Genomic DNA, 12959 nt, shown 5'->3' with positions numbered 1-12959 from the left:
CGCCTTTGTTCCGAACCGGTCTCGCTGGGGATTCTCCTATGCCCCCAGGTGCACAACCGGCCGGCAGACGCTGCAGGTGCCCATTTCACCACCCGGCTCATCGGCAGGATCCCGTTCCGGGCTCCTCTGGAGCCAACGATACCCGATCCCGAAAATCCAGAATCATGAGAAAACGAACCCTCCATCCGCTCTCCGCCCATGCCCTGCGAAGGATTGTCCACTTAGGTGGAATCTCGCTCCCGCTGGCCCTGCTGCTTGCCGGAAACGCGGCGGCACAGGTCACCGTGACGAATGACGGCTCGACCGCGCCGACACTGGGTTTGAGCGATACCGGCTACATCACGGCCTCGAACGGGCGTTTCGGCTGGGACGAAGGCGAGCTCCATGGGCAGCGCTTCACATTGGCCAACAGCATCACTCTCGATTCGATCTACATCGCCTACAACGGCTTCGGGGCCGACAGCGGTAGTTTCACGATCACGGTGGACGCCGGCGATGACGGGAGCAATGAGATCAGCGAGACCGGAATCACTCTCGACAGTGCGGACTTCAGTGGCGTCGACCAGGGCGATGCAAACTCCGGTCCGATCTACTGGATGCGGTGGGATCTCTCCACCCACAACCTGACCCTGCCGGCGGGAACCAGCAGCTTTCTGATCAGCCTCGACAGCGAGGGCAACCCGGGGTCGGGGTGGTTGCTGGCGCCGCTCTATAACAACGGGAATCCTTACGCCGGTGGACGAACTCTGGGACTGTCCGGGGGTGCCTCCGGCAACGACGCGCTGTTTGCGGTCACGGCACAGGTGCCCGACGCGGACAGTGACGGCCTACCCGACGACTACGAACTGGCCAACACCAACCCGCCCTCGACCACGGCACTGGTCCCCGCCCTCGACGACGATGGCGACGGGCTGAGCAACGAGCAGGAGTTCCTCGGTCAGGACGCCTTGGGGGCGGAGCATGGATTCGGCCAGACTCAGGCGATCCTCGCCGACACCGACGGCGACGGTCTCGAGGACGGCCCCGAGGTGGCCGGAACCGACAATGGCGATGCATCTCACGGCTACGGTGCGACCAATCCGAACGACGACGACTCGGACGACGACGGCATCGGCGACAATGACGAAGTCATCGGCGCCCTGAACACCGCCCATTTGAACGAGTCGACCGACCCGAACGACGAGGACACCGACAGTGACCTGATGAACGATCTCTATGAAGTGACCAATAACCTGCTTGGTGGCCTGGATCCGAACGATGTCACCGACGGCGGGCTTGGCATGGACCTCGATGGCGACGGGATCGATAACCTGGAGGAGCACGACGCCACGCCCCAGACCCGCGCCGACAAGGCGGACACCGACGGGGACGGCTACGACGACCCCGCCGAAGACAGCTTCGGCTCATGGCTCAACGCAACCGCCACCGGCACCAGCCCGGTCGATCCCGACAGCGACGGCGATGGCCTGCTGGACGGCGATGAGAACCTCGACCTCGGCAGCTTCCAAGGCGCGGGCGTTACCCCGGCTTGGTGCGATCCGAATGTCTTCGACACCGACGGTGACCTCTACGGCGACGGCGACGAGGTCGCCGCCGGTACTGACCCGAATCTCGACACCTCGGTTCCCACGGGGATTCCGTTCCGCAGCGTCGATTTCTCCGGCACCGGCGGCGGCTGGCAGAGCGCCGGCGGCACTACCCTCGAATCAACCACCGAACTGCTGCCCGGGACTGGGCAGTATGCGCTGATCGACGCCAGCACCACCGGCAACGGACTGCGGATCGAGCACGGCAACCCTGCCGCCCCTTTCTACTGCTCGGTGGACCTGCGCGTTGAGGGCGCCCTTGGAGTCGCCGGAGCCGGGGGGTTCAACATCCTCTCGGCCGGCATCCCTTCGATTCTCAGCGACGCAGGCACCCACTGCATCTTGCGACTCTTCGATGACGGATCGGTGCAGGCCTACGATGGTAGCGCCTTCCTGTCCGTCGTCCCGGCCGGAGGGATTGCCGAGAGCACCACCTACACCGCCCAGATCGATCATGATGTGCTCGGGGGCACCTGGGCCGCCCGCGTGTATGACCGCGCGGCCGGCACGCTGGTCGGCTCGATCACCGGAGTGCCGACCCGGCCGACTTCTGATCCCAATGCGGACCCGCTCTACTTCACCGTCGGCTTCCAGCCGCCGGTGCAGGACTCGTGGGACGTGGCGGTCGACAACATGCTTGTCTCGCTGAATCCGATCATCGTTCCCGTCACCTCCGTCCTGAGCATTACCGATACAGGCTTCAACGGGACTGCCTTCGAGATGACGGTGACCGGCTTCGACACCAGCAAGATGTACGTCCTGAAGCGTTCGACCGACCTTGTGACTTTCACCGGGGTTGGGAGCGCCTTCACCCCTGCGGGCACGACGCAGGTGGTTTCCGACGATCCGGCTCCGGCGGGAGCCGCCTTCTATCAGGTGGAGGAGGTTCCCTGAACGCCGGTCGTGATCCATACCCACTGCTTCAAGCATCCATGAGAACATTCCATGCACTCCTCGCATCCGTTCTTGCTACGGGTGGGCTCGGGGCCGCGGTCGTCGTGACGGACAACGCGTCAGTGACACCAACAATTGGCCTCAACGACACCGGCTACACCGGAGCCACGGCAAACCGCTTCGGCTGGGATGCGGGCGAGAGTTTGACGCAGTCGTTCACGGTCCCCAGTGCCGGGTTCATCGACGCGATCTACATTGCCTACAACGGTTTCGATGATGGCGAAACGCTGACGCTCGATTTGTCCGTCAACGGTAACTTGATCGCATCCGGGATTCTGCTCGACGGTAACAACTTCAGCGGAGACTCCGGCAGCGATGGAAACGCGAGTCCGAAATATTGGATGAAGTTCGACCTCTCCACCGAGAGTGTTCCGGTAACTGCCGGCTCGAACAACTTCAGCATGACGGCCACCGCCGACACGGGCACGAGCTGGGCATTCGCGCCGATGTATTCGTTGAACAACGACGTCTACGCCGGTGGCACGCTGTCGGGATCGCTGTTTCCAGGTGGGAACGATGATCTCGGGTTCGCGGTGACGGTCGTGCCCGAGCCGGCTTCGGCCGTTCTGGTTGCGCTCGCCGGTTTGACCCTTCTGTGTCGTCGGCGACAATGAGACGGCAATGGCTGCCGGACCCGGCGTGATTCGGGTTCTGGCAGCATGGCTCAGTTCCGATTCCCCGCACCTGATATCGTCCTTCCATCCACCTGATCATGCCCCTTCGCACCTTTTGGCGGCCATCTGTCCTGACAGCCTTCATATTGGCGTCGTTGGCTTTCCAAGCTGGCGGCGAGACGCTGCCGCTCGCAAACGCCAGTTTTGAGGACGATGGCATTGGAAGCGGCGATTTTCTCAACGCGGCGCCGGCCGGCTGGGTGCGGATAGTTCCAGCGAGCCGGACGGTCGGCGTGATTGGCGAGGCCCGATCACAGGTGAGGGATACTCCGTATGGCATCGCTTGGGTCCACCTCCAGACCAACGGCAGCGATCCTGGCGCGGCGGCCGATCCACCGCGCATCGGCCAGAACATCGGTGCCTTGGACGGCACGGTGTTCGACGACCCGGCCAAGCCGAAACTCTGGGTGCACGGCATCGCCAGCCGGCGGCTCAACGAAAGCACCACCGTGCACGTCACCGCTTCCCTCTATGCGGTTGCGGCCGGCGCTCCCGACTGGACCGGCGGCACGCTGGTCGATTCCACCGTGGTCGACACCAACCTGGCCAACCTCAACGAAGGCGACCCCGGCTCGATTGCCGAGCTCGCCTTCGGGTTGGATCTCGACAACGCCGCCGCCCAGACGGCACACCCCGGCGGCGACTACTGGCTCGTCCTCGCCAACACCATGGCCGGAGACGGCACCGGCTCGCAGCTCCACCTCGACCGGATCAGCGCTCAGACCGGTGACGTCACCGACCCCGGGCCGATCATTCCGCCAACACCCCCGATCAACCCGGCTGATCAGGTGGCCGGTGACCTGATCCTTTTCAACGATAATGGAGGATGGTGCTGGTACCAGGACGAGCGGGTTCTCGTCGACCGCGACACCGACGACATCGTCGTGGCCTCGGTAGCCAACTATCTCGGCTATGGTGGCGAGCCGCGCGACGGCGACATGGATGTCACCACCTTCAATCCCTCCACCGGCAAGCGGACGCTGGTGACCCTCGGAACCGTGCCGACCCTCAACAAGGGCGACGACCACAACGTCGCGGCCCTTTGGCAGCGCCCCGACGGGCGCTACTTCGCCAAGCACACCGGCCACAACTACGGTGCCGGCTACAACGTCACCGCGGATTGGGGTGCGGACAACGTGCCGCGCAGCTTCTACCGCACCACCACGTTGCCCAATGACGGCTCGGCTTGGGATGCCGAGCAGGCCTTCACCTGGCCGGAAAACGGTACCTTCGAGGACGACGTCACCTACACCAATCTCCATTACATGTCGGCCGAGGGCAGCGGCCAGGGCCGGCTCTACAACATCGCTCGCGCCGACGACCGCACCCCGCACATCGCCTGGTCAGACGACCTCGGTGCCACCTGGAACTACGGTGGCCGCCTCTCCACCACCACCAGCACCAGCACCTACTCGAACGGTTACTTCGTCTTTTCCGGAAACGGGGTCGACCGCATCGACTTCATGTGCACCGAGCGTCACCCGCACGATTTCAACAATAGCATCTACCATGGCTACATCCGGGCCGGAAAGTCATACGACTCGTTCGGCAACGTGATCGACGGAGACATCTTTGACGGGGTTGCTCCGGCCCCGGCGGACTTCACGCCTGTCTGGACGACTTCGGCGGTGACCTCCACTTCCTACCATCACGGCTGGACGATGGAGATCGAGGTGATCGACGGCGGTATCTACGGTCTCTTCACCACCCGCTACGGAACGGCAAGCACCCAGGGTCAGTCCGGAGATGCCGACCATCGGCTTTTCTACGCGAGATGCGACGGCTCGATCTGGCACACCCACGAGCTCTGCCGCATGGGCGACGGCCTGCACACCGGGCAGCGCGACTATACCGGTCTCGGCTCCATCCATCCCAACGACCCGTCGCTGATCTACATCTCGGCCGAACACGATCCGCGCGACGATACCGCACTGCCGAAACACGAGATCTTCAAGGGTGTCACCGATGATCAGGGGGCCACCTGGACCTGGACACCGGTGACGGAGAATTCAACCGTCGACAACCTGCGTCCGATGATCCCGAAATGGCGGCAAGGGAGCACCGCCTTGCTCTGGTTGCGGGGTGACTACCCGTACCAGCGCGACTACGACCAATCACCGGTCGGGATCATCGAACGTTCCGATGAGGAAGCCGCCCCGGTAACCTACTTCGACGCAACCCTGGCCAACACCAGCCTCGCCGACGGCTCGCCGTTGGTGACGACCGGTCCAACCGCCACCGACGGTGCGGCAGATGGTCAGTGGCACCTGCACACCGGTCTCGGAAATGGTGACAGCGCTTTCACCGTGAACGAAGCCGGAAGCGAATCCGCTCGCGCTCTCAAGACCACCGTCACCGGTCTCGAGGAAGGAACCTACGATGTTTATGCCTACTTCTGGTCCCGCCCCGGGGAGGACTGGCGGATCCGCGCCGGATTCACGACTTCAGAGCTGCTCGTTTTCCGCCGTTACTCATGCCAGCAGGCGGAGCCTTCGCAGTTCGATTCGCCCGTAGCCGTTCTCGATTCGCAACAGGCCCTCTATCGCGCCTATGTCGGCCGCCGCAGTGTCAGCGCAGGGTCGGTGATCGATGTTTACCTCGACGACTTCGATGGCAGCGCGGTCGCGGGCGCCCAGCGCACCGTCTATGACGGCATCGGAGTGGCCCGCGTGCTGCCGGTCCTTGAGGTCGACGCGGGAGCGCAACTGACCTTGCCTTCCGACTCCGGTCCCTATGCGTCGATCCTCAACGCCGGGTCTCTGGTGATCAAGGGAACGGCCGACCTCGAAGTTGCCGGGACCTTCACCAACGATGGATTCCTCGACCTTCTGAACTACACCGGAAGCCTGCCTGCGGGCTTTGTGAACAACGGCTCGGTTCTGAACCGGGATAACGCCGATCTCACCGCCTCGATCAGACTTGATGGGGAAGAGGGCACGATCACCGTACCGGGCTACGCCGGACACTCCTACCAACTCCAATCCTCCACTACTCTCCAATCCGGCGAGTGGCAGGACGTGGGTGATGCCCTGACGAGTGGCGGTAACAACGGGGTGCCCATCCCGCTTCAGTCAATCATACCGGAAGCCATGCTCACCGACTCACCGCGATTCTTCCGCTTCGTTGTCGATTGAGTGGTGGCAGTGCCCGCTAGCATCAATCGAAGCGTGCTTCCATCACATGGAAGCGGCTGCCGAGTTGGCCGGGGTGCGTGAGGGTCTGGAAATTCCGGACCAGCTTGAGCGCGTCGGGATCGGTGCGGCCTTCGAGCGACAGCAGCCACTCGCGCCCGACTTCGGTCAGAAAGCGCGACTGGTTCTCGAAGCGGATCACCTGGCCTCCACAGGCTTCAACGGCTTCGCGAAATGCGGTGAAGTCGACATGGGCAGTGATGTCCAACTCCCCGGGTGACTGGAGAGGGTTATCGTCGGCGCGGTGCTTGTGAAAGGTGCGGAGGGTGCCCTCGGCACGGGAGTCGGCGTAGTAGTCGTCGCGCTCGAATCCGTAGTCGAACCACAACATTCGCTGCACGAGGCCCGAGAGTGGCTTGAGGAAGGATTCGAAATTGTCGCGCACTTCGGTGCGGTAGCCCGCAGGACGGAGTGGCAGGGATTCGGTGAGGGGGGCCGCCGGACCGAGCGATTGGTAGGTGAAGCGGGATGCCTCCTCGGATGCGGACCGAAGTCCGCGCACCATCTCGCAGGCGACACCGAGCTCGTTCCATTCCGAGCCGTCGGACTCGACGAGCCGGCAGGGGAGGGCGTCGAGGACCTCATTGGCCACAAGCATGCCGGGGAGTGGTTCGAGGTCGCCGGCGTCGCCCGCGATCCGGACCCGGTCGCCAAGCCGCTCGGCCTGGGCGGCGGCGAGCTTCGGCAGCGGCTCGAGGATCGCGTATTCGAGCGCCGCCAGAGCGTCTTCCGGCAGATGATCGAGAATATCCTCCGCCAATCGGCCGTCGTGGGCGCCGAGTTCGAGGACCCGCCAGCGGTCCGGCCGGCCGCAGTCTTCCCAGAATTGCGTCAGGTGGCGGGCGATCAGGAGGCCGAACAGGGGCCCGGCGCTGACGCTGGTGAAAAAGTCGCCCTCGCGGCCGACCTGGCCGGTGCGGCGCGCGTAATAGCCGCCCGCCGGGTCGTAGAGCGCCAACCCCATGAACCGGTCGAAGCCGATCGGGCCGTTTTCCCGGATTTCCTCAGCAATCCTCGCCGCCAAGCCCGCTATTGCTTCGGAAGCGGCTTCCCGGTATTCCCCTGACCGGCCGGTGCCGCAGGCGCCGCTTTCATTCTCCATCATGGTCAAAGGCGAACAATCCAGGCGGAACAAGCGGAAGAAGAAGCGCTTCTACAAGTTCAAACGCTTCTGGCTCACGCTCCTGCTGCTGGGGTTGATCACGGGCGGGATCGCCTATGTGGCCGCGGAACGCTACACCCGCGAGTATCGGGAGCGGGCCGAAACCTACGACCTCGACAAGATCAACGAGGTCGAGGTGCCGAGCATCATCCTCGGTCGCGACGGCGGTGAGATCGGGCGGATCTTCGTCCAGAACCGCAGCGTCATCACCGTGGCCGAGATCCCGGAGAACTTCATCGACGCCCTGAGGGCCGGCGAGGACAAGCGATTCTACAAGCATGAAGGTCTCGACTACATCGGGATCATCCGTGCGGCGAAGGATTGGGTGTCGGAACGTGAAGCCGTTTCGGGCGCATCCACGATCACGCAGCAGCTTGCCCGGGGTGCTTACGCCCTTGAGGCGGAGCGCCACGAGCGCGGCGAGTCCGGCATCGAGCGAAAGCTGGTCGAGGCCTTCCTGGCGATGCGGATCGAGAAGCGCTACTCCAAGCCGGAGATCCTCGAATTCTACCTCAACCGGATCTACTTCGGGAGCGGCTACTACGGGATCCGGTCGGCCTCCCTCGGATACTTCGGAAAGGAACCGAAGGATCTCAGCGATCTCGAGTGCGCGACGATTGTCGGGCTGATCAAGAATCCGACGGGTCTGTCGCCGCTCAATGACAAGGACGCCTGCCTCGTCGCCCGCAACATGGTGGTGAAGCGGATGGCCAATCTCGGCGCGATTTCGGAAGCCGAAGCGGCACGGCTCGCGGCGAAACCGATCGAGCTCAATCCGAAGCCGCTGCGCCGAGGTACTACCCATGTCTACGAGCGGATCGCCGACGAGATCCGGAAACTGCTGGGCGAGGAAGGACTCGCGGCAGGCGGCTTGGTGATCCGGACGTCGATCGACTCGCGCATCCAGCGGACCGCCGAGTCGAAGCTGGAGACGGCGCTCAAGAAGGCCGAGGCGCATCCGGGCTACAAGCATCCGAAGCACGGTGAGGTGGCGAAGGGTAGCGAGGCGGCGAAGGAGTATCTGCAAGGCGCGGTGCTGATGGTGGATCACAACACCGGTGGGGTGATCGCCCATGTCGGCGGCCGGGACTATGCGGAGGTGCCCTTCGACGTGATCGAGCTGGGCCGGCGGCCTCTGGGCACGGCATTTCACCCGATTCTCTACTCGGCGGCCCTTGAAGCCGGGATGACTCCGGCGACCCCGGTCGAGGACGAACCCATGGACAACCGGGCCGTGATGGTCGGCGGACGCGAGGGCATCCTCGGCGAGTGGGGGATGGAGACCACGACGCCCCGATATGAAGGGAACGTCACACTGCGGCGCGCGCTTGAGGCGTCGAAGATTGCTGCATCGGTCCGTGTTGCCAACGAGGTCGGTCTCGGCAAGGTGGTCGAGCAGTCCCGCGCCTTCGGCCTGCCGATGCCCGAGGATGTCGAACTCCTGCCACGCTTGGCGCTCGGCTGGGAATCGGCTTCCCTGAAGCAAGCGGTGCGTGCCTATGCCGCCTTCGCCCGCGGAGGGACGACCGGTCCGAACCGGGTTTGGTATGTCGACAGCATCCGCGATGCCGACGGGACGGTGCGATTCGAACGTCCGCCCCTGAAGGCGGAGACCGCACGCGCGGTGTCCGACGCGACGGCCTTCCAAGTCCACAGCATCCTGCAGGGCGGGATGCAGCGCGGAAGCGCGGCCGGTCTGCTCGAGACCCTTGATGAAGTCCCGTTCAACGGCGCCGGCAAGCCGGGCACGACGCACGATTTCTCGGACAACTGGTTTCTCGGCTACAACGGCCGCGTCACTTGCGGGGTTTGGGTCGGCTTCCTCGACGCCGGCCGTTCGATCTACGAGGGGGCTTTCGCCCGCGACCTCGCGATGCCGGTGTGGGCGGCGACGATGAATGCGGCCGGCAAGGACTTCGGGGGCCGCAGCATCCCGCAGCCGATCAGCGTGGTGGAGGCCGAGGTCTGCCGGGTGTCGGGCGAGCTCTCGACTCCGTATTGCTATGAGTCGGTCGAGGAACCCGGCACCGGCCAGCTGCGTTCCCGTCCGGCCGGCATCCGTGAATACTTCCGGAAGGGCACCGAGAAGCTGCCTTTCTGCTCGGTCCACTCGGGCTCCGCACCGGTCAACCCGGGCCGTGGTGCGGTCGATCTGACGACGCTGGCGGTGATCGACACCTCACCGGTCCGGCCGAAGGAACCGACCCTGATCGGCGACGACCCGTACCACAGCGTGCACATCAATGCGGAGAACGCGCCGAAGGGGCGGATCCGCGGTGGCAGCACGAACGTGCTGGATTCGTTCGACCTCAATGACGCCCTCGACGGCGTCACCCTGCCTCCCCCGAGGAGGCTGGAGATTTCCCCGGAATAGTCGGGACCCGCCTTGCGTCGGCCACCCCAAGTGGAGCATCTTCACGCCGTGGCGGACGCTCCCGTGAAATCCCGAAAGTGGAACGGATTCGTGTGCCCGGCGTGCCGAAAGGTTTTCCGGGTGCCGGCCGATCACGACGGGCGCGGAGTCGTTTGCCCGGCATGCCGGCGCATGCTGCGGTTGCCCGAAGCAGGCGAGGAGACGCCACCGTTGGTGACCTCCGGGAGTCGGCGTCGTCGCCGGTCGGAGCCGTCGAAGAGCGCCGAGGACCGAAGGGCGGAGAAGGTCTTTGACGAGACCTTTGCTCACAAGCAGGGGGCCGACACGACCGTGGGCCGCATGGTGGCCGCTTCGGTCATCACGGTCATCGTCCTGCTTTTGGTCGGGATCTTCTGGCCGCGCGATGACAAGCCGCCCGCGGATGCGGGTCCGGGGGCGGGGGCAGAGCCGCCGAGCAATGTCGAACCGGTCCCGCAGGTGCCTGAAGAGAAGCTGGAACTCGTGACCCCGGAGACGATCCGCGACGACCTTGAACCGGTGGCGAAGGCGTTTCTCAGGGCAAAGGATCCGGAAGAGGCCCTGAAGTGGGTGCGGCATCCGGAGAAGACACGGAAGCGGATGGAGACCTTCCACGAAGGACGTTTCCGTTCGAAAGGCTTCCGCTCCGTTTCCTTGGCCGAGGTCTTTCCGCGTGGCGACGACTGGGCGAAGATCCTTGTGGAGGTCGAGGATTTCACACGGGTGCCGATGTGGCTGGTGAAGGATGACGGATGGAAGGTCGACTGGGAGAGCTGGGTCGGCTGGTCACCGACATCCTGGGAGAAGATCCGGGAACGTCGGCCGACCGGGCCGTTCAAGCTGCGGGCAACCGTCAGCCCGGTGATCTACTACAACTTCCGTTTCAAAAACGAGACCGAGTGGGCCTGCTATGCGCTGGCGAGCCCGGACGGCGAGTCGACGATTTACGGTTACGCCCCGCGTGGCGGGGAGGTTCACTCCTCGCTCGGAGCGGTTGACACCGTCAGGGGCAGCCGGATGTTGCTGGAGGTCCGCTATCCCGACAACTCCGCCTCGGACAATCAGGTGCTGATCGACCGGGTGGTTTGCGAGGGTTGGCTGGACCTGGAAGATGGATCATGAACCGGGCGAAACAAAACACCTACGACAAGGTTCTGGAGCTCAATCTGGATCCGGCGATTTACGGGACTTTCGCCGAGATCGGTGCGGGACAGGAGACCGCCAACTGGTTCTTCCGGGCCTCGGGCACGGCGGGCACGGTCGCGAAGTCGATCTCGGCCTACGACATGACGATGAGCGACGCCATCTACGGCAAGAGCGCGCGTTATGTCTCCCGCCAGCGTCTCGGCCAGATGCTCGATCACGAGTTCTCACTGCTGGTGGAACGTCTCGGCTCGGCGCGTGAGAAGGAGACCACCTTCTTTTCCTTCTGCAACACCGTGCGGGCCCGCGGCTACCGCGACAGCGGTGAATGCCACGGCTGGCTGGGCCTGAGGTTCCAGCTCCGTCCCGGTGATCCGCCGTCGGAGATCTTCATCCACGTCCGGTTGCTCGACGACGAGAACGTCGACCAGATGGAGGCCCTCGGCGTGGTGGGTGTGAATTTCATCCATGCCGCCTTCCGGCACCGCCAGCACCTCGAGCGCTTCGCGACCTCGCTGACCGAGAACCTCGCCGCCGGCAGGGTCGAGGTGGACATGCTGAAGTTCGCCGGGCACGGCTACGACTTCTTCGACAACCGCCTGTGCGCCCTGCAGTTGGTCGAAAGCGGGCTGACGGACGCCACGCTGTTCCGCCCCAATGGCGAGGTCGAGCAGGCGGCCGACGCGCTCTACAAGCGACCGATCCTGCTGCTGCGCGGGAGCTTCGACCCGGTGACGAAACTCCATCTCGAGATGCTCGAGCAGGCCCGGGGCTCCTTCAACGGGTCGCTGCAGAAGGACGAGCTGGACCGGACGCTCGAGCTTTGCGAGATCTCGATGACCAATCTTCTGCGCGGCGGGAGCATCGATCATGTCGACTTCATCGACCGCGCCGACGCGCTGCAGGCGCTGGGCAAGACGGTGCTGGTCTCGCGCTGCGCCGAGTTCCACCGCATCGCCGCCTACTTGAGCCGCTACACGACCTGCCCGGTCGGGATCGTGCTCAGCATCGGCCTGCTCAACGAACTCTTCAAACCGAAGTGGTCGGAGAATCTCCCGGGTGGTTTGCTCGAGTCGTTCGGCCGGCTGTTCCGCAATCAAGTCTCGCTGTACGTCTACCCGTGGCGCAACCGCGTCACCGGCGAGGTTGTGACCGCCGATTCCTTCCGGGCTCCCGAGGATGCCAGCCACCTCTACCGGCATTTCATGGAGACCCAACGGATCCGCAGCATTCCCTATCGCGATCTCGATCTCCTGAAATACACGGGACGCGACATCCAGCGGCTGATCCGCGAGGGCGATCCGGAGTGGAAGTCGTACGTCCCGGAGGTCGCCCACCGCGCGGCGCTTCATCTGCAGGTCGGGGCGCGCCTCTCGGAGGCCTAGAATTCCCCGTCTTGCTCTCCGTTCATCCGGTTTGGCTCACGGTGGAGGTCGAAGGGGGTGCCGCAGTACATGCAGCGGAAGCGTTGGATGATCAGCAGGCTGAGCTGTGCGGTGACGCCATAGTTCAGGGGCTTCAGGCGCACCGCCTTGCGGTGTTTGGCGGCCCGGTTGTCGAGCAGCGGGGTGCCGGTGCAGAGCGGGCAACGGGCCGTCCGGCGGCTGGCGTAGTTGAGCAGCCATGTCAGCGCGATCGCGCACATCGAGAGGATCAGCCAGTTGGCGACATCCGGTTCGCCGGTGCGGATCAGGATGTAGCCAAGAGTCGCCCCGGCGACAATGGAGAGGTAGTGCAGGAACGCGAAGGCCATCGATGCCACGTACGGTCCCTTGTGCGGAACGGAGCGGGCACCGTGGCTGGCCTTGCTGCGGGACATGGAACCGGGCCGGAATTGTTCCGGTGACACCTCTGTTA

General features: G+C 64.4%; 8 protein-coding genes. 6 read left to right on the top strand and 2 right to left on the bottom strand.

The annotated features are described in order from the left end of the window. Positions 1-164: 164 nt before the first annotated feature. The 3 genes from HAHE_RS05955 to HAHE_RS05945 all read left to right on the top strand — a co-directional run bounded on the left by HAHE_RS05955 (position 165) and on the right by HAHE_RS05945 (position 6348). Positions 165-2480: a hypothetical protein gene (locus HAHE_RS05955; RefSeq protein ID WP_338689388.1), complete on the top strand. Its 2316-nt coding sequence runs from the start codon at positions 165-167 to the stop codon at positions 2478-2480. A gap of 38 nt (positions 2481-2518) precedes the next feature. Further along, positions 2519-3154 carry a PEP-CTERM sorting domain-containing protein gene (locus HAHE_RS05950; RefSeq protein WP_338689387.1) on the top strand — a complete coding sequence of 212 codons (636 nt, stop codon included), beginning with the start codon at positions 2519-2521 and terminating at the stop codon, positions 3152-3154. A 155-nt stretch (positions 3155-3309) separates the two neighbouring features. Further along, a complete protein-coding gene (locus HAHE_RS05945) occupies positions 3310-6348 on the top strand; it encodes a hypothetical protein (protein WP_338689386.1) in 3039 nt (1012 codons plus the stop codon). A gap of 22 nt (positions 6349-6370) precedes the next feature. On the opposite strand, the gene HAHE_RS05940 is transcribed toward HAHE_RS05945, so the two are convergent. Further along, positions 6371-7510 carry a class I SAM-dependent methyltransferase gene (locus HAHE_RS05940; protein WP_338689385.1) on the bottom strand — a complete coding sequence of 380 codons (1140 nt, stop codon included), beginning with the start codon at positions 7508-7510 and terminating at the stop codon, positions 6371-6373. Between HAHE_RS05940 and HAHE_RS05935 the strand changes: the two genes are divergently transcribed. The 3 genes from HAHE_RS05935 to HAHE_RS05925 all read left to right on the top strand — a co-directional run bounded on the left by HAHE_RS05935 (position 7509) and on the right by HAHE_RS05925 (position 12487). Further along, entirely contained in the window at positions 7509-9941 is a 2433-nt protein-coding gene (locus HAHE_RS05935) for a transglycosylase domain-containing protein (protein ID WP_338689383.1), read from the top strand. The two genes, HAHE_RS05940 and HAHE_RS05935, sit on opposite strands and share 2 nt — an antisense overlap. Positions 9942-10112: 171 nt before the next feature. Further along, entirely contained in the window at positions 10113-11081 is a 969-nt protein-coding gene (locus HAHE_RS05930) for a hypothetical protein (protein WP_338689381.1), read from the top strand. Then, positions 11078-12487, top strand: coding sequence for a TonB-dependent receptor (locus HAHE_RS05925; protein WP_338689379.1), 1410 nt, complete (start codon positions 11078-11080; stop codon positions 12485-12487). Before HAHE_RS05930 ends, HAHE_RS05925 begins: the two co-directional genes overlap by 4 nt. Here HAHE_RS05925 and HAHE_RS05920 read toward each other — a convergent pair. Beyond that, positions 12484-12921 carry a hypothetical protein gene (locus HAHE_RS05920; protein WP_338689377.1) on the bottom strand — a complete coding sequence of 146 codons (438 nt, stop codon included), beginning with the start codon at positions 12919-12921 and terminating at the stop codon, positions 12484-12486. The two genes, HAHE_RS05925 and HAHE_RS05920, sit on opposite strands and share 4 nt — an antisense overlap. Positions 12922-12959 lie beyond the last annotated feature (38 nt).

The organism is Haloferula helveola, from assembly GCF_037076345.1.
In the GTDB taxonomy this organism is placed as follows: Bacteria; Verrucomicrobiota; Verrucomicrobiia; order Verrucomicrobiales; family Akkermansiaceae; genus Haloferula; species Haloferula helveola.
The sequence above is the reverse complement of the archived record's forward strand: the minus strand, read 5'-3'. Positions and strand labels throughout refer to the sequence as shown.

Bases quoted from the DNA above. Each gene is read 5' to 3' on its own strand.
- HAHE_RS05955 (WP_338689388.1), top strand. From the start codon at position 165: ATGAGAAAACGAACCCTCCATCCGCTCTCCGCCCATGCCCTGCGAAGG.
- HAHE_RS05950 (WP_338689387.1), top strand. From the start codon at position 2,519: ATGAGAACATTCCATGCACTCCTCGCATCCGTTCTTGCTACGGGTGGG.
- HAHE_RS05935 (WP_338689383.1), top strand. From the start codon at position 7,509: ATGGTCAAAGGCGAACAATCCAGGCGGAACAAGCGGAAGAAGAAGCGC.
- HAHE_RS05940 (WP_338689385.1), bottom strand. From the start codon at position 7,510: ATGATGGAGAATGAAAGCGGCGCCTGCGGCACCGGCCGGTCAGGGGAA.
- HAHE_RS05930 (WP_338689381.1), top strand. From the start codon at position 10,113: ATGCTGCGGTTGCCCGAAGCAGGCGAGGAGACGCCACCGTTGGTGACC.
- HAHE_RS05925 (WP_338689379.1), top strand. From the start codon at position 11,078: ATGAACCGGGCGAAACAAAACACCTACGACAAGGTTCTGGAGCTCAAT.
- HAHE_RS05920 (WP_338689377.1), bottom strand. From the start codon at position 12,921: ATGTCCCGCAGCAAGGCCAGCCACGGTGCCCGCTCCGTTCCGCACAAG.